The sequence below is a fragment of the Kluyvera intermedia genome (assembly GCF_034424175.1).
Lineage (GTDB): Bacteria > Pseudomonadota > Gammaproteobacteria > Enterobacterales > Enterobacteriaceae > Kluyvera > Kluyvera intermedia.
In genome coordinates, this window is the sequence record NZ_CP139986.1 from 813382 (window position 1) to 830528 (window position 17147).

At 49.7% G+C, this 17147-nt stretch carries 13 protein-coding genes and 1 tRNA gene; 10 read left to right on the forward strand and 4 right to left on the reverse strand.

Annotated features, from left to right (window positions below; translation table 11 throughout):
* The first annotated feature begins 500 nt into the window (after positions 1-500).
* The 6 genes from U0026_RS03865 (at position 501) to U0026_RS03890 (ending at position 6985) form a co-directional block, all read left to right on the forward strand.
* On the forward strand, positions 501-1019 hold the full coding sequence (locus U0026_RS03865; protein ID WP_062776456.1) for an Hcp family type VI secretion system effector: 519 nt from the start codon (positions 501-503) through the stop codon (positions 1017-1019).
* 211 nt (positions 1020-1230) lie between these two features.
* Positions 1231-3186 carry a type VI secretion system Vgr family protein gene (locus U0026_RS03870; RefSeq protein WP_126440971.1) on the forward strand — a complete coding sequence of 652 codons (1956 nt, stop codon included), beginning with the start codon at positions 1231-1233 and terminating at the stop codon, positions 3184-3186.
* Between the two features lie 2 nt (positions 3187-3188).
* Entirely contained in the window at positions 3189-4013 is an 825-nt protein-coding gene (locus U0026_RS03875; protein ID WP_062772821.1) for a DUF4123 domain-containing protein, read from the forward strand.
* The gene (locus tag U0026_RS03880; protein ID WP_062772824.1) at positions 4013-5629 is read left to right on the forward strand and encodes a hypothetical protein; all 1617 of its coding nucleotides are present in this window, start codon (positions 4013-4015) and stop codon (positions 5627-5629) included. Before U0026_RS03875 ends, U0026_RS03880 begins: the two co-directional genes overlap by 1 nt.
* An 8-nt stretch (positions 5630-5637) precedes the next feature.
* Positions 5638-6579: a hypothetical protein gene (locus U0026_RS03885; protein WP_073971079.1), complete on the forward strand. Its 942-nt coding sequence runs from the start codon at positions 5638-5640 to the stop codon at positions 6577-6579.
* A 121-nt stretch (positions 6580-6700) separates the two neighbouring features.
* On the forward strand, positions 6701-6985 hold the full coding sequence (locus U0026_RS03890) for a type VI secretion system PAAR protein (protein WP_062772829.1): 285 nt from the start codon (positions 6701-6703) through the stop codon (positions 6983-6985).
* Positions 6986-7737: 752 nt separating this feature from the next.
* On the opposite strand, the gene U0026_RS03895 is transcribed toward U0026_RS03890, so the two are convergent.
* A tRNA-Phe gene (locus U0026_RS03895) sits at positions 7738-7813 on the reverse strand.
* Positions 7814-7918: 105 nt separating this feature from the next.
* On the reverse strand, positions 7919-8626 hold the full coding sequence (locus U0026_RS03900; protein ID WP_062772835.1) for a DUF554 domain-containing protein: 708 nt from the start codon (positions 8624-8626) through the stop codon (positions 7919-7921).
* Between the two features lie 407 nt (positions 8627-9033).
* Here U0026_RS03900 and U0026_RS03905 point away from each other — a divergent pair, with 407 nt between their 5' ends.
* Positions 9034-11169, forward strand: a complete 2136-nt coding sequence (locus U0026_RS03905) for an ornithine decarboxylase (protein ID WP_062772838.1) — start codon at positions 9034-9036, stop codon at positions 11167-11169.
* Between the two features lie 35 nt (positions 11170-11204).
* On the opposite strand, the gene U0026_RS03910 is transcribed toward U0026_RS03905, so the two are convergent.
* Both U0026_RS03910 and U0026_RS03915 read right to left on the reverse strand, forming a co-directional pair.
* Entirely contained in the window at positions 11205-11897 is a 693-nt protein-coding gene (locus tag U0026_RS03910; RefSeq protein WP_062772840.1) for a response regulator, read from the reverse strand.
* The gene (locus tag U0026_RS03915) at positions 11887-13524 is read right to left on the reverse strand and encodes an ATP-binding protein (RefSeq protein WP_062772843.1); all 1638 of its coding nucleotides are present in this window, start codon (positions 13522-13524) and stop codon (positions 11887-11889) included. Before U0026_RS03915 ends, U0026_RS03910 begins: the two co-directional genes overlap by 11 nt.
* A gap of 347 nt (positions 13525-13871) precedes the next feature.
* On the opposite strand from U0026_RS03915, the gene U0026_RS03920 reads away from it, so the two are divergent.
* Genes U0026_RS03920 through citC form a run of 3 tightly spaced genes read left to right on the forward strand, consistent with a single transcriptional unit; the run spans position 13872 to position 17143 of the window.
* A complete protein-coding gene (locus tag U0026_RS03920; protein ID WP_062772846.1) occupies positions 13872-15233 on the forward strand; it encodes a 2-hydroxycarboxylate transporter family protein in 1362 nt (453 codons plus the stop codon).
* Between the two features lie 13 nt (positions 15234-15246).
* Entirely contained in the window at positions 15247-16110 is an 864-nt protein-coding gene (locus U0026_RS03925) for a fumarylacetoacetate hydrolase family protein (RefSeq protein WP_062772849.1), read from the forward strand.
* 13 nt (positions 16111-16123) lie between these two features.
* Positions 16124-17143: a [citrate (pro-3S)-lyase] ligase gene (citC, locus tag U0026_RS03930; protein WP_062772852.1), complete on the forward strand. Its 1020-nt coding sequence runs from the start codon at positions 16124-16126 to the stop codon at positions 17141-17143.
* Positions 17144-17147: the final 4 nt, after the last annotated feature.

A 17147-nucleotide genomic window follows, 5' to 3' on the forward strand; every position in this document is an offset into this window, starting at 1 on the left:
CTTTTTTCAAATTAAATACAGGAGTATTCTTCTTTCGTGTTATTTTTAAAGAAATTACTCAATACAGTAAGGAATAACTTAACGGAGATTTTGTTGAGTGGTCTAGTTGTGTAATTCATTGATTAATGTGTATTTTTTTGTTGGCCGCCCAAGATCTGATTTTGTTTTTATTTAAGCGATGAAGTTATTGCTTTGTGGTGATTGGCTTGATGAATGATATCCTTCGGTAAAATTAAGAAGATGAATTGATATTATATATACTCATGGGTGAATATTGTCGTGGTTTTATATAAATGAATTCTGATATGTGTTGTAAATATATTGGTGCGTTATTCAGTTATTGCGTGAATATTGTTGTATCTACTCGTTGTACAGTTTTATTGCCATGTTAAGGGAGCTTAAACTATAGGATTTATCATGTAGTCCGCATGTTTTATCTGTCGGAAATATTTCGGCAGAGGTATGTAAGAAGTCGTTAATCACTAACAAGGAGTTTATAAATGCCTACACCGTGTTACATCTCAATTACGGGGCAAACCCAGGGAAATATTACCGCTGGTGCATTCACCGCAGATTCAGTCGGCAATATCTATGTGCAGGGCCACGAGGATGAAATGCTGGTACAAGAATTCCAGCACAACGTGACTGTACCAACCGATCCGCAATCCGGGCAACCCAGTGGCCAGCGTTCGCACAAGCCGTTCATTTTTACCGTGGCGTTGAACAAAGCCGTGCCGCTACTGTACAACGCACTGGCTTCCGGTGAAATGCTGCCAAAAACCGAGCTGCACTGGTGGCGTACCTCTGTTGAAGGCAAACAGGAGCATTATTTCACCACCCGCCTGACGGATTCGACAATTGTGGATATGAAGCTTCATATGCCGCACTGCCAGGATCCTGAAAAGCGCGAGTTCACGCAGTTGCTCGAAGTTTCACTGGCTTACCGCAAAGTTGAGTGGGAGCACGTCAAGTCAGGTACTTCTGGTGCTGACGACTGGCGTGCGCCGCTGGAAGGGTAAGTATCATCAGCATCCTGCTTTTGCGGGATGCTGTTTTTCTTGGGAGTGGGCAACAAAAACAGTGTCAGTAAGGGGTTACGTTTTCACGGGAGATGGTGGATGCCGGAAACTGCGGTAGTACCGAGCCTGAAAGCAAGTGTAACACCGTACTGTCATTCGCCGCTGTTAGACAAAGGCGATTTCATTTCCCTGTTAATTCAGGAGGTTATTAATGTCTACAGGATTACGTTTCACACTGGAGGTGGACGGCTTGCCGTCGGACGCGCTGGTCGTTATCTCCTTTCATCTGAGTCAGTCCTTTTCCTCACTGTTCGTTCTTGATATCTCGCTGGTCAGCCAGCAGTTTCCTGCGCTTGATTTCCCTCAGGTACTGGAGAAAACCGCGCACCTCAAAATCTGGCAGGGCACGGAGATACAGCGTCGGATAAACGGCATTGTGACCTGGTTTGAACAGGGGGAAAACGACGGGCACCAGATGCTGTACAGCATGCGAGTTCGCCCGCCGCTGTGGCGCGCCGCACTGCGCCAGAACTCCCGTATTTTCCAGAATGAGGATATTAAAAGCATCCTCGGGACGATATTGCAGGAAAACGGGGTCACGGACTGGAGTCCGCTGTTCAGCGAGGCGCATCCGGCGCGGGAATTCTGCGTGCAGTACGGGGAAACGGATTATGACTTTCTGGCGCGGATGGCCGCGGAGGAAGGGCTGTTCTTCTACGAAGAGCACTCATCTGACAGCGATGACCAGAGCCTGGTGCTGTGCGACACGGTGCGCTTTCTGCCGAAGGCGTTTGAAATTCCGTGGAACCCGAATACCCGCACAGAGGTGAGCACGCCGTGCATCAGCCAGTTCCGTCATAGCGCGCAGATACGGCCCTCTTCCGTCATCGGCAAGGACTACACCTTTAAACGCCCGGGCTGGGCAGGCCGCTTTAAGCACGAGGGCGAACATCAGGATTACCAGCGCACGCAGTATGAAGTGTTCGACTATCCTGGTCGTTTCAAGGATGCACACGGGCAGAACTTCACCCGCTGGCAGATGGAGGGATGGCGCAATAATGCCGAGGAGGCCCAGGGGAAAAGCCGTTCCCCTGAAATATGGCCGGGACGGCGTATCGCGCTGACGGAACACCCGCAGGCGAGCCTGAACCGGGAATGGCAGGTGGTGAGCAGCGCTTTGCAGGGTAGCCAGCCGCAGGCGGTGGCAGGGCGTTCCGGCGCAGGAACCACCCTTGAGAATGATTTTACGGTGATCCCGGCAGACAGAACGTGGCGGCCGGTGCCACAGCAGAAACCATCGGTGGACGGCCCGCAGTCGGCGGTGGTCACCGGCCCGGAAGGCGAAGAGATCTTCTGCGACGAGCACGGGCGCGTGCGGGTGAAATTCAACTGGGACCGCTATAACCCACCAGACCAGGACAGCTCGTGCTGGATCCGTGTGGCGCAGGCGTGGGCGGGGCCGGGGTTCGGCAATCTGGCAATACCGCGAGTGGGGCAGGAGGTGATAGTGGACTTCCTGAACGGTGACCCGGACCAGCCGATCATCATGGGGCGGACGTATCATGCCGAAAATACCCCACCGGGCGGGCTGCCGGGGACGAAGACGCAGATGACGATACGGTCGAAGACGTACAAGGGCAGCGGCTATAACGAATTGCGTTTTGAGGATGCAACCAATAATGAAGAGATTTATCTGCATGCTCAGAAAAATATGCAGATGAAAATACTCAACAGTAAGGACGTGCGGGTAAATTATGATCGCACGGTGAGCATTGGTCATGATGAATCCCTCGCTGTGGCCAATGATCGAAAAGTGACGGTGGAGGGAAAACAGGATCACAAAACAACTAAAGATCATGTGAGTCTGGTGGAAGGTAATTATGGTTTAGAAGTGAAAGGCGATTTGGCCCAAAAAGTGGCAGGTACGCTGGGTATCAGTGTTCAGGGAGATATTGTTCTCCAGAGTGACAGCAAAATCAGCCTGCGCGTAGGCGGTTCTTTTATTGTGGTGCATGCAGGCGGCATCGATGTCAGGGGGCCGAAGATAAACCTCAATGGAGGTGGCAGCCCGGGAGAAGTCATTCTGCCTATGCGTCCGGCCATTTTGAAGGCAGCAGCAGGAGAAGGGACAATGTTTGTGGCTCATTGTCCGATGGATAAGGAATAACAATGCTTCCCGTTCGTTACGCTATTATTGATGGCGCGGTCATGAAAGATCTTATGGATTTTCTTTCCGAACACAACCCGCCACATGCCTGTCTGTATTCAGAACCCCTTCAGCCTGAATTAGTCGGACTTGCACCTTATTTGCTCGAAGTAACACCAGAAGTCGAGAAGTGGCTACAATGGAATACTTACCCATGGGGTATATATCTGACGTCGAAAGCGACGATGCGTGTATTGCGACAACATCTTAGAAAGTATTTGCAAGTTCTTCTTCCGAATGAAACCAAGCCAGTGATATTTCGTTTTTATGATCCTCGCAATATTTGGGATTTCCTGAGTGTATTGTCTGATTGGGAAAAACATCTTTTCCTCGGCGATATCAGTCGAATAGAAACAAATTATCGACTACAACAAGATATGTCTTTTACAAGACTTCATGAACAGTATCCTGCAACACAAACCATAAAATCTAAGCTAATGTCTATTAGTAAAGAACAATATTCGTTATTAGAAATTATCTTTGAACGCAGATATGTTAGAGAGTTGACTGAAACAATGAGAGCGGTATCCACATCTATTAATAATATTTCTATTACTTGGTCAGGTGAGCTGTTTAATTACCTTCGTAATTTAGGAATCATAGACCGAAGAAGTATAGATGAGTTAGCAAAATTATTTACCATAAATAATATTTTTAACTTGGATGATATCCCTCATGAGTATGCAATTATTTTGGAGGGGATGACGCACCCGGGGCATTACCGTGCAGAACAGTTGCTATTAAATGTTAACGGTGTAATACCGGCATGGGAAAGGAGTGTTCTATAATGCCAATAAGCCTTACAGCGGGTTCGCCAAAATGTAACTGCAATAATCCTGATACTTGCACGCATGCCCTGAAAATTATAACGAAAGTCCCGGAAGAAACGTATGAATATAAACAAGGTGAATCTTTACCTGTTATCTATCTCCACGATAAAGATGCAGAAGGTGTTGATGTCACAACAACACTTACAGGAAAAACGTGTGTCAGTAGCAGTCCTGATTGCCCATCAGGCGTAATATATAACGAATACTACCTGAGTCAGCTTAATAAAGGACAGAATAATAATAAATTGAAATATTTGAGTTATGAAGAAAAACTCAAGCTAACAATGGAAGGCGGCAGTGACGTTAACATAAAAACTCCTGGTTCTGGTTATATTTATGAAACGTTAGAATATCTTGATATAGTCACGTTTCTGACTGATGTCGTATTTGAAGGTATCGAAAAAATAGATAAAACTGAATATGTCTTGCAAGTTGGGGAATGCCTTGGGCAACCTATCCAGGAAATGATTTTTCCTCTTAAAACGACGGCGAACGATAGAGCTAAATATCCTATATTTACCACTGTAGATACTCATATAGTTGTTTATCCAAAGTTCGTTTGGGAGGTCGATGTTAACATTGCTGCTTCTGAAAATGATGGCACTAAAGAACTGACTGACGATGAACGATACGATATTGTTCAGGGGAGAGCTCAAAATGACCAGATGAGTGTCGGGAAATATGCCATCACACGGGGTGTTACCATTGACGGAAGCGCTTCAATTGCGGTAGGTAGTGCTAGCAAAGATTATAAAAAGACAATAGAGAAAGAGTTTACGCGTTATAAGAATAAATTATCATTATTGAGAAATGCAGAAAAGACAATTGATACAGTCACTAATCTTTTTAGAGCGGATGACAAGAAAATACAATTGCTTACTGTTGATATAAAATATCCATCTCTTGATATTAAGGGCAGTGGTGAACTATTGCTCAGGAAAGATAATAAACCATATGTTAAATGCGGTGTGGATGTTAATCTGGCTCCATTGATTCAGTTTACTATCACTCTTGACTTGATTCAGGCATTTGCTGCGTATTTTCATCAGGAGAAAAATATTGCCAGAATCAGAGAAAAAGCACAGTCACAGGAAGATAATGTTAAAAGTGGAGAAAATGGTGTTTATGCCAAAGCTGTTTTGAATATTATCGTCACCGGGGAAGTTAATCTATCCTATCGCTATGCCTCTGATGAAGATAACGAATTTCACTCTGAACTGGGTGACAAAAATGAAGGCATGCTCGGTTTGTCTTTAGAATCGAAAGTTGAAGCGGGACTTAAGGTTGTGGTAGTCGAAGCATTTTTTAGTGCTGAAGCGAAAATATCAGCTGAATGTTGCTTTGTATTAGATGAAAAACAAAAGAAAGACTTAGAGCTTACCTTTTACCATAATGGGGTTGTAATGTATGCGAAATATAAAATTAAAGTAGATATTGGTAATAATGATCAGGATAAAAACTGCCTGCCGAGTAAAAGTGAATCATCTGATGATAGTTGGGACGAAGGTGAAGGTGAATGGACTTTATGTAAGCCATTAAATAAGGATGTTTCATCCTATAAAATTATTTTTTGAGGTCTTTCATGAAAAATTTATTGATAGCTAGTGCTTTATTTATTTCACTAAACTCTTACGGTAGGGATGATATGAACAGTGTAAGGTATTCCGCTTATTTTAAAACATTAAGCAGTAGTTGCATTTTATCAGTCAATGGGTTGGATTATCTTAGCACTTTACGTGGCTCAAGAACCATTAGCACAGGGATGGATATAACAGATTCTCTGGAGAATGGCTCTAATAACACCATGAGTTTGATTTTTTTTCCCTCTGAATCAAAAATAAAAACTGATATTTATACATGCGAAGTTAAGATCGTAAGATCGGAACCATCAAAGCCTGATGCAGTAATAACAAATTTTAAAGTCACGTTTAATGGTGAAAATGGTCGGCCATTTAATGATCCTGAAGGCTACAAAATTAATGATCTCAGCGATACTACACATAACCCTATTATCAAAGGAATATCTAACAGGGTAATATTTGCTGGTGACACTAAGCCTGAAGACTGGTTAACTGCTACAAGAAACATAACGATTTCAGGTATTCCTATTTGGCAATGGACTAAAGCATCACCTCAGATTAATGATTTGACGTTAAGGAGCAGGCTAATCGATGCTTATAAAGACTTAATAAATGATCTTAGAGTCGGTGATCTTACTACAATAAAGGAAAAGTATGCAATAGCTCTGGGTGAATATGCGCTAGCTATTCTAACTGATGACACTGATTTTTTCTTTAACTCTATAGGAATAGTTAATGCTGTTAAGAAAGGAAAGATAAATCCAAATCCAATCTGGGATGAATATACCTTATTGACATATCAGAATAGCAGGGTTTTTTGTCTTGGTGTTAATAGTGTCAATAGGAATTCTCCACTAGAATTTTTTAATACAGATGGGAAACGTATATTTTCGTGGAACCCATTCTTTGCTGTTATCGATAACAAGGTAGTGCTGGTTCGTTGAGTATCAAACCGGCAATAGCTTTTTATTTCTTGTTCTGATATGTAAGAAGCAGGGGTAATAATTTCTATAGATTATCCCTGATAAATAGAAAATTAATAGGTACATTGCCCCAGGAGGAAATATGCCCTCAGCCGCAAAACTCAACGATAAAGGTACCCAGCATGATGGGTACCATGAAACAGTAATCACGGTAGGCTCTTCAACAGTCTTTATTGATGGTATGCCCGCTGCCCGTTTGGGTGATCCCCTCACGCCCCATGATAAGCCCGATCATCCGGTACATTCTCGAAAAATTGCCAGTGGTTCTCCAACGGTATTCATCGATGGGTTACCCGCAGCCAGAACAGGCGATGCTGTAGATTGTGGTGGTGTGCTCATTGGTAGCGGAACGGTAAATATTGGATAGAAATTTGTATGTAATTTCTGATAATTATATTTTTTTATAATTCTATTTTTCGTCATTTTACTCTAATGATTCCGGGAACTTCTGCGGCAGCGTAGTTGATGTATGAGCCAGCAACGGTGGGCGCGGAGAGAGAATGGGTGTCGGTGATGCTGTCGCGGTACGAATACACGGAGCCGGGGAACTGCTGGCGGTAAACTACTGTGGTGGTATTCAGGTACGCGGCTTCCTGTCTGATCCGAACCATTCGGGACGGCAGATGGGCCATCGGTATGCAGGTAGGCCGCAGACGCGCTGCCGCTATGATGAGATGGGGCGTGTCACGGAGCAGTTAAATCCGATGACATAATCTACCGCTACGATTATGAGAAGAGCCGCCTCAAATTGAATTATGGTACTTAAGGAAGTGAGAACCGTAATGACCTCCGGTAATCCTTTCCGGGATTACCGGCGCGGTAGTGCTTTGCAAACATCATAAGCGATGCTGCTTGCCTTCTCCTGACCGGACAAAGCCCGGATGTTGCCTTGCTGTGATGAATCTACCAGGCAGGCATACAGGTTGGACATAGTGTTTATTAGCAATTTGAAGACCAGCAGACCTTTGCTCTGTGATCGGAAGGGGAGGGAGTTGCTAGAGGGAAATGCTCAGACTGGATGGCAGAAGCCGGGCTGTGACAAGAAGCTAAAGCGACCAGAAATCTACAGTAATTCTGAAAAGCAAAAAACCAGCCCGTAGGCTGGTTTGTTTAAATAAGTGGTGCCCGGACTCGGAATCGAACCAAGGACACGGGGATTTTCAATCCCCTGCTCTACCGACTGAGCTATCCGGGCAACGGGGCGCATTAAACCGTAATCGCCGCGCCTCGTCAATGAAATTTATGAAATTTGCGGCGAGTTGCACAATCTATCACCACTTCCCACTTTATGCATATAGCTTCAGGCAAAAAATGCCGTCCAGGCCGCGGAAATCGGCATCGCCAGCAGCAACGCGGGTAGCATATTGACCACTGCAAACATCTTGATTCCGCAGATACGCAGACCGGTTGCCAGCAGCAGCAGACCGCCCACGGCGGTAAAGTCAGCCATCATGGCGGACGTGGTGAACGGGAGAATCAAAAACGCGCAGAATGCCAGCGACAGTTGGATAACCAACATCGGTATGCTGATGGCGCAGACCGCAAAACCCAGCGAGCAGGCAAAAATCATGGCGGTAAAGAAATCGAGAAATGACTTGGCAATAAGAATGGTCGGGTCACCGGTCATCCCTTCATGCATTGAACCAAAAATCCCTGTGCCGCTGGCGCAGAACAGAACGATGATGGCGACAAAACTCTGAATAAAGTTCGCATGCGAGTTATTTTTACCGGGCTTGAGCATGCGTTTTTGCATGCGGGCAACTGCACTGTTGATGCCTTTTTCCAGGAAGCAAATCTCACCAATCAGCGCGCCGATAAGCGTTGCTAACACCATCACCGGCATGTTGGCGCATTTGATCACCAGCAGCAGGCCAATGCCCAGCGATGCGAGACCAAAAATAGAGGTCATCGACACGCGAAGACGTTCCGGCAAACGCTGGCTTAGCAGCGCACCAATCAAACCGCCAACTAGCACGGCACCGGCATTAATAAAAGGCCCGATGACCATATTCACTCCTGTTAATTATCTCTGGATCCTGCATTATTATGGATCGTTTAATCGGTTCAGTGCTTGTGTTTCCGTGGTGTGAGTGCATAAATATTTCGTCTTGCACCCTCAGAATAAAGGTGCAATGATTGCGCGAAATTTCTCCTTTCCTGATGGGGCAGCCTGCAATGACATTCTTGCCATTACAACGCCACTTCGCCTGCTGGCGAAGGCCTGCCCGTTCACCATTCACCATGCGGTGAAGACAACGCACGCTCACTGCAGGACAACAGTAAGATTAGACAATGTCTGCTTTTACTGATGTCTGGCACTCGGAGCTGTAATCCAGCTGCACCCAGACGCTTCGTGGGGCAAAGCCAAAGGCTTTGCCCAGGGCTTATTACTTTCCCTGCCGGGTTGTTACGCTTATGAAATCAATGAATATTGCTGCCAGTCGCGAACTGGTCTCTCGTCTGTCCACCCATCGCGGCGTGGTCGCGCTGGACAGTACCGACTTTACCGATGTTGCAGCAGTCGTCATGACGGTGGCGGACAGCCACAGTGGCATTCTGGCCTTACTCAAACGCACCGGTTTTAACCTGCCGGTGTTCGTGCTGACGGTGGACAGCATGGCTGCACCTGAAGGCGTTAACGCGGTTATTACGGGCAAAGAACAGGAGTGGCTGGAGCTGGAAGCTGCGGCCTGTCGCTATGAAGACAATCTTCTGCCGCCGTTCTTTGATACCCTGACGCAGTACGTCGAGATGGGCAATAGCACCTTTGCCTGCCCAGGGCATCAGCACGGCGCGTTCTTCAAAAAGCACCCGGCAGGTCGCCAGTTCTATGAGTTTTTTGGTGAGAACGTCTTTCGCGCCGATATGTGCAACGCCGACGTTAAGCTGGGCGATTTACTGATCCACGAAGGATCGGCTAAGCACGCACAGAAGTTCGCGGCGAAGGTGTTCAACGCCGACAAAACTTACTTTGTGCTAAACGGTACGTCGGCGGCCAACAAGGTGGTGACCAACGCGCTGCTGACCCGTGGCGATCTGGTGCTGTTCGACCGGAATAATCACAAATCCAACCACCACGGTGCGCTGATTCAGGCGGGCGCCACGCCGGTCTATCTGGAAGCGGCGCGTAACCCGTTCGGATTTATCGGCGGGATTGATGAACACTGCTTTGATGACGGTTACCTGCGCGAGCTTATCCGCGAAGTGGCTCCGCAGAAGGCCGATGCCGCGCGTCCGTTCCGTCTGGCGATTATCCAGTTGGGCACCTACGACGGCACTATCTACAATGCCCGCCAGGTGGTAGATAAAATCGGCCATCTGTGCGACTACATCCTGTTTGACTCCGCATGGGTCGGCTACGAACAGTTTATCGATATGATGGCTGACACCTCGCCGTTGCTGCTGGATCTTAACGAAAACGATCCGGGCATTTTTGTTACCCAGTCGGTGCATAAACAGCAGGCCGGGTTCTCGCAAACCTCGCAGATCCACAAAAAAGACAACCACATTCGCGGCCAGGCGCGCTTTTGCCCGCACAAGCGGCTGAACAATGCCTTCATGCTGCATGCTTCAACCAGCCCGTTCTACCCGCTGTTCGCGGCGCTGGATATCAACGCCAAAATCCACGAAGGGGAGAGCGGACGCCGCCTGTGGGCGGAATGCGTGACGTTAGGCATTGAAGCGCGTAAAGCCATTGTGGCGAACTGCAAAATGATCCAGCCGTTTATCCCGCCGATCGTTGATGGGCGTCCGTGGCAGGATCATCCGACCCATACTATCGCCAGCGAACGCCGCTTCTTCAGTTTTGCGCCGGGTGCGCACTGGCACGGCTTTGATGGCTACGCGCAGGATCAATACTTTGTCGATCCGTGCAAACTGTTGCTGACTACGCCGGGGATCAACGCTGAAACCGGGCGCTATACCGAGTTTGGGATCCCGGCGACCATTCTGGCTCATTACCTCCGTGAGAACGGCATTGTGCCGGAGAAGTGCGATCTGAACTCGATCCTGTTCCTGTTAACCCCGGCGGAAACGTCGGAGAAGCTGGCGCAGCTGGTGGCGATGCTCGGGCAGTTTGAGCAGCATATTGAAGACGATACGCCGCTGGCCGACGTACTGCCGACTATCTACAACAAATACCCGGTGCGTTATCGCGATTACACCCTGCGCGAACTGTGTCAGGAGATGCACGACCTGTACGTCAGTTTTGATGTGAAGGATCTGCAAAAGGCAATGTTCCGTAAAGAAAGCCTGCCCGCAGTATTGATGAACCCACAGGATGCCAATAGCGAATTTATTCGTGGCAATGTCGAACTGGTGCGTATCAGCGAAGCACAAGGACGTATTGCCGCCGAAGGGGCGCTGCCGTACCCGCCGGGCGTGCTGTGCGTGGTGCCAGGCGAAGTGTGGGGCGGTGCGGTGCAGCGCTACTTCCTGGCGTTGGAAGAGTGCGTCAACCTGCTGCCCGGTTTTTCACCGGAGCTTCAGGGGGTGTACAGCGAGAAGGATGCCGACGGCATTATGCGGCTGTATGGCTACGTGCTGAAATAGTTTGCGCTTTCCCCTCATCCGCGAGGATGGGGGGATTACGCGGCACTGCGGCGATACATGCGTCGCGGATGACCAATCTTGCCGTACAGCATCTCCACGCTTAAAAAACCGGCCTCCACGCAGTGCTCCAGATAGCGCCGAGTGGTCGTTTTACTCAGGCCCGTTTCACTCACCACTTCATCGACCGAAAAACAGTGTGCGACCTTGTCGTTAAACAGTTTCTGCACCCGTGCCAGCGTATTCTCTTCAATCCCTTTGCTACCGTTGTCCTGACGATAATTCTTCGCCTGTAGCTGATAGAGCGAATCGACGTTCTGCTGGTCGACGATTTTCCACACTCGTTGCTGTTCGGCGAACTGCACGAAGCGCTCCAGCGACTGACTCAGCCGCTTCCATGAAACCGGTTTGAGGATGTAATCAAATGCACCGTTACGAATCGCCTGGCTACAGGTGTCCATGTCGCTGGCGGCGGTGATAAAAATAGCCGAGCAGTTGGCACGCATGAGCATTGGATCGTTAATCAGCGTAATGCCTTTGCCGTCCGGCAGATAGTTATCCAGCAGCATCAACTGCGGTCGTTTACTCTCCAGCTGTAGCTGCGCATCGGCCAATGAAGAGGCAATACCCACGAGCCGCAGACGCGGATGTTTACTGATAAGTTCCGCATGTAACTCAGCCAGTTCGTTCTCGTCTTCTACAATCAGTACATCGATAAGTTCATGTTGCATAGTCGGTATCTTCCAGTTCCTGTGAGGTACACCGGGCGTCTCCCGTGGCGGGAATGAACAGCGAAAAAATAGTGCCACGCGGGGTGTTATCGGCAATTTCTATCAGGCCGCCAGCCTGTGTGACGTAGCTTTCGATAAGATAAAGCCCGATACCATGATCGCCGCGCGTTTTGGTGGTGATCCCTCGCTCAAAAATCCGTTCGCGGATCTCCGGTTTAATGCCGATCCCCTGATCGGCCACTTCGATTATTAACTCTCTGTCGTTAAGCAGGATCAGCACCTCCACCGGTTCGTGCGGTAGCGGGGCGCGTTGGGTTGCTTCGATGGCGTTATCCAACAGGTTGCCGATAATAGAAATCACCTCAGATTCCGCCAGCGGTAAAAACGGCTGGCTCATTAGGCAGGCCGGGTCAAAACGCAGCGCCACGCCTTTTTCCCGGGCGCGGGCGGCTTTACCCAGCAGCAGTCCGCAAAGCGTAGGCGAGCTAAAGCGTGAAGAGATAAAGTCCAGCAGTTCCTGTGCGTGTTCGGACTGAGCCTGAATATAGCGAATGGCTTCGTCATAGCGGCCCATATGCAAAAGCCCGGAAAGGGTGGTCATACGATTTAACTGTTCATGACGCATGATGCGCAGGTTATCGACATAGCGCTTAACCTGGCTTAACTGGGCGCTGAGTGAATCAATTTCATTGCGATCGCGGAAAGTGATCACCCAGCCCTGAAGCGAATCTTCCAGCATGATCCGCACGCGGCTGGCGATCACCGTAAGATCGTTAAAGTGACAGATCTCATCATGCGTATCTTGTTTGAGCATGGTTTCACGCGTGAAAAAGGGCATCGGGGCGATCACTTCATCAATGAGTTGCCCACGCAGTTCACGCGCGGGCAGGCTCAGTCCGAGCAGTTTTCTCGCCGCCTGATTAATCACTTCTATGCGCAGATTGCTATCGATGGCAATCACCCCTTCGTAAATCGACTCCATCATCGCTTTTTGCTGACGGACCAACAGACCAATCTCACGCGGTTCGAGCGAGAAAATCTGCTTTTTAATACTGCGGGTGAAAAACCAGGAGAAGATAAACAGCGCCAGTAGCAACAGCACTGCCGCAATCAGAATGTTGACCACTTTGTTGACGGTAATGCTGTCGAGGTAGCTGGTGAGATACCCCACCGACACAACGCCGATAACCTGGCCATTTTCATTAAAGATGGGGGCTTTGCTGCGCAACGAAATGCCCAGTCCGCCCTGGCGGATGGTGGTGGTGCTTTTACCCTGCAGCACCTCCGCGTTATCGCCGCCAACCAGCGTTTTGCCAACCCGGTCGTCAAATACAGAATGATATAAATGCAGACCATTATTATCGCCAATAACGATAAAGCTGGCGTCGCTCCGGGCGACTAATTTCTGCATGAAATCATGGATCGCCGGAATGTTTTTATCGGCTACCTGTTTGCGTAAGCTGGGAATGATGGCTATTTCTTCCGCCTGTATTTTGGCCCGCACACTCATCTCTTGATATAGCTGTCTACCGACGTCGATATAATAATAGCTACCGAGCAGTGCAAACAGCACTGAGAAAAAGGCAACCAGTGAAATAAAAAGTTTTATCTGGAATGATACTTTCATTACTCTCACGCGCGGTATCGACGGAAGCCGCCAATATATCATCTTTTTGTGTGAGGCTAGCGGCTTTGCCGGAAACTTGTGATCCCTTGCACAGCACGGTATGAAAAGAGAATTTTCTGAAAACGAGGCCGAATCAAGGTTAAATTAATAAATGTTATTTATTTGTTCGGTTTAGAAAAGAAACCATAAAAACCACGCTTATAAATAAGCAGTTAATCACATTAAATAAAAGAAACCATTAAAACCATAGGCGCCATTAAAACTTCGGTTTTAATATGCTTTCACTCACATAAAGTAAGCCTTTAGGCCCTTAAGCTAAAAGTACAAAATAACCAAAGGGCTTCATTATGAGCACGACTGATGATTCATTCTCTGTTACCCACGACCCAATAGAAATTCAACGCCCGGCACTTAAAGAGCGCTGGTGGCATATTATGGATACCTGGAAAGTCGGCATTATTCCTCTGCCGCTGTTTGTACTTGCCGGGGTGCTTATCGCTATTGATTGCCTGGGCGGCAAACTGCCGAGCGATATCGTAGTGATGGTTGCAACGCTGGCATTTTTTGGCTTTGCCTGCGGTGAGTTTGGCAAGCGTCTGCCGATTGTCGGCAAACTGGGCGCGGCGGCAATTTGCGCCACCTTTATCCCTTCCGCGATGGTCTACTACGGCCTGCTGCCGGATGTGGTCGTGGAGTCGACCACCAAATTCTACAAATCCACCAACATTCTCTATCTCTACATCTGCTGCATTATCGTCGGCAGCATTATGAGCATGAACCGTACCGTGCTGATCCAGGGCTTCCTGCGCATCTTCTTCCCGATGCTGTGCGGTGAGATTGTCGGCATGTTCGTGGGAATGGGCGTCGGTATGGCGCTGGGTCTTGAACCGTTCCAAATCTTCTTCTTTATCATTCTGCCGATCATGGCGGGCGGCGTCGGTGAAGGGGCGATCCCACTGTCGATAGGCTACGCGACAATCTTGCATATGGATCAGGGCGTTGCGTTAGGTCGCGTCCTGCCAATGGTGATGCTGGGAGGCTTAACCGCCATCATTATCTCCGGCTGCTTAAACCAACTCGGCAAGCGCTTCCCACACCTGACCGGTGAAGGCCAATTAATGCCAAACCGCGCCAACGCAGAGACGCAATCAGCACAGCCTGCATTCTCTGGCAAAACCGACGTCACCACGATTGCTTCCGGCGCGCTGCTGGCGGTACTGCTCTACATGCTGGGGATGTTGGGTCACAAACTGATTGGCCTGCCAGCACCGGTTGGCATGCTGTTTATGGCCGTGCTGGTGAAACTGTGTAACGGGGCTTCTCCGCGCCTGCTGGAAGGTTCGCAGGTGGTGTACAAGTTCTTCCAGACCTCTGTGACCTACCCGATTCTGTTCGCCGTTGGTGTGGCTATCACGCCGTGGCAGGAACTGGTTAACGCCTTCACCGTCAGCAACCTGCTGGTTATCGTCAGCACCGTTTCTGCACTGGTTGCAACCGGCTTCTTCGTTGGCAAAAAAATCGGCATGCACCCGATTGATGTCGCCATCGTCTCCTGCTGCCAGAGCGGCCAGGGCGGTACCGGCGACGTGGCGATTCTGACCGCGGGTAACCGCATGAGTCTGATGCCGTTCGCGCAGATTGCTACCCGTATCGGTGGGGCGATTAACGTCGCTATCTCACTGCTGGTACTGGGCAACTTCCTCGTCTAATCAGGACTGAATAATGAAACTCGCAAGCTTTATCTATCAGGGCGTTCGCAGCTACGGCATCGTGAATGCGCAAGGGATGATTGATTTAGGTCGCCGTCTTGGCGACCGCTACAGCGACCTTAAAGCGCTGTTGCAGGGAGACGGGTTGGCGGAGGCCACCCGCTACATCAACGACGCGGCCGATGTACCGATGGATGCGGTCACCTTCCTGCCGGTGATTGAACACCCGGAGAAAATCCTCTGTGTTGGGATGAACTACGCCGGAAAACGCAAAGAGTTTGACCAGCATAACCCGGCACCGACGCTGTTTGTCCGCTTCCCGGACTCGCAAACGGCACACAACGCACCGGTACTGAAACCGCGCCACTCCCGCGAATTCGACTATGAAGGCGAACTGGCGGTGATTATCGGTCAAGGCGGCGAGAACATCAGCCGTGAAGATGCCTTGCGCCACGTAGCAGGTTACAGCTGCTACATGGACGGTTCGGCCCGTGACTGGCAGCACACGTGGTTTACCGCTGGCAAAAACTGGCGTCAGACCGGCGCGTTTGGCCCGTGGATGGCGACCGCGGACGAGATCCCCGACCCACATCAACTGGCAATCCGCACGTGGCTCAATGGCCGTATGGTGCAGGACGACAACACCAGCAGCATGATTCACAAAGTGGCGGAGTTGATTGAATACATCAGCACCTTCACTCGCTTGAGTCCGGGTGACGTGATCATCACCGGCTCCCCGGGCGGCGTGGGGAAAAAACGCAACCCGCCGCTGTTTATGCAAGAGGGCGACCGAATTGAGGTGGAAATCGAGCATATCGGCCATCTCAGCAACATCATCATGGAAGCGCCAGCGAACACGCTGACGGCAGCGCACTAAGTAAGGCGGCACGATGCATACGCAACCCCCTATCGACTTTCGGGTCACGCAAGTGGCGAATAATTCGGATCGTTTAACGCCTATCCGAACGCTGCTGGTCGACAGCGGCCTCGGGCTGGATAGCGATATTACGCTGTTCGTTGAAGCCTGGTCTGGCACGACGCTGATGGGGTGCGCGGGGCTGGCGGCAAACGTCATTAAGTGTGTCGCGGTGAATGAGCGTGCGCGTGGGGCGAATCTCAGCGCGCGTCTGCTGGCTGAGGTGGAAAACGTCGCGCTGGCGCAGGGCTATTTTCATCTCTTCCTGTGCACGCGTCCGTGTAACAAGGAGCGTTTCGCCCGCAGCGGTTTCTGGCCGATTGCGCAAAGCGGCAATAACGCGGTGCTGATGGAGAACACGCCGCAAGGCATTGAGCGTTACTGCCGCATGTTAAGTCAGAAGCGTCAGCCGGGGGAGACGGTGGGGGCGATTGTGATGAATGCGAATCCGTTCACGCTGGGTCATCGTCACCTGGTCGAACAGGCAGCAAAGCAGTGCGACTGGCTGCACCTGTTTGTGGTGCGCGAAGACGCATCGTTTTTCCCATTTCGCGCGCGCCTCGAAATGGTTCGTGCGGGCGTGGCGCATCTGCGCAACGTCACCGTGCATGAAGGCTCACAGTACATCATTTCCCGCGCCACTTTCCCGGCCTACTTTCTCAAAGAGTCCGGCAAAGTGCAGCAGGCATGGAGCGAAATCGACGTGCTGATTTTTGCTCAGTACATCGCGCCCGCCCTTGGGGTCACGCACCGTTTTATTGGTTCAGAGCCGTTTTGCGCCGTCACCCACCAATACAACCAGACGCTGCATTCGTTGCTTGCCGGGCAGGTTGAGGTGGTTGAAATTCCGCGCGTCAAGATGGCGGGCAATGCCATTTCGGCCTCGGAAGTACGCCGCTTACTTAAAACACAGCAGTTTTCTCGTATTCGGGACATTGTCCCGGAATCGACTTTCGCGCATCTCGAAGCACATTACAGCGCGGAAGTGGCATAACAAT

What these genes read in the sequence shown, in the direction of transcription:
- U0026_RS03865 (WP_062776456.1), top strand. Translation starts at nt 501, where the DNA reads ATGCCTACACCGTGTTACATCTCAATTACGGGGCAAACCCAGGGAAAT.
- U0026_RS03870 (WP_126440971.1), top strand. Translation starts at nt 1,231, where the DNA reads ATGTCTACAGGATTACGTTTCACACTGGAGGTGGACGGCTTGCCGTCG.
- U0026_RS03875 (WP_062772821.1), top strand. Translation starts at nt 3,189, where the DNA reads ATGCTTCCCGTTCGTTACGCTATTATTGATGGCGCGGTCATGAAAGAT.
- U0026_RS03880 (WP_062772824.1), top strand. Translation starts at nt 4,013, where the DNA reads ATGCCAATAAGCCTTACAGCGGGTTCGCCAAAATGTAACTGCAATAAT.
- U0026_RS03885 (WP_073971079.1), top strand. Translation starts at nt 5,638, where the DNA reads ATGAAAAATTTATTGATAGCTAGTGCTTTATTTATTTCACTAAACTCT.
- U0026_RS03890 (WP_062772829.1), top strand. Translation starts at nt 6,701, where the DNA reads ATGCCCTCAGCCGCAAAACTCAACGATAAAGGTACCCAGCATGATGGG.
- U0026_RS03900 (WP_062772835.1), bottom strand. Translation starts at nt 8,626, where the DNA reads ATGGTCATCGGGCCTTTTATTAATGCCGGTGCCGTGCTAGTTGGCGGT.
- U0026_RS03905 (WP_062772838.1), top strand. Translation starts at nt 9,034, where the DNA reads ATGAAATCAATGAATATTGCTGCCAGTCGCGAACTGGTCTCTCGTCTG.
- U0026_RS03910 (WP_062772840.1), bottom strand. Translation starts at nt 11,897, where the DNA reads ATGCAACATGAACTTATCGATGTACTGATTGTAGAAGACGAGAACGAA.
- U0026_RS03915 (WP_062772843.1), bottom strand. Translation starts at nt 13,524, where the DNA reads ATGAAAGTATCATTCCAGATAAAACTTTTTATTTCACTGGTTGCCTTT.
- U0026_RS03920 (WP_062772846.1), top strand. Translation starts at nt 13,872, where the DNA reads ATGAGCACGACTGATGATTCATTCTCTGTTACCCACGACCCAATAGAA.
- U0026_RS03925 (WP_062772849.1), top strand. Translation starts at nt 15,247, where the DNA reads ATGAAACTCGCAAGCTTTATCTATCAGGGCGTTCGCAGCTACGGCATC.
- citC (WP_062772852.1), top strand. Translation starts at nt 16,124, where the DNA reads ATGCATACGCAACCCCCTATCGACTTTCGGGTCACGCAAGTGGCGAAT.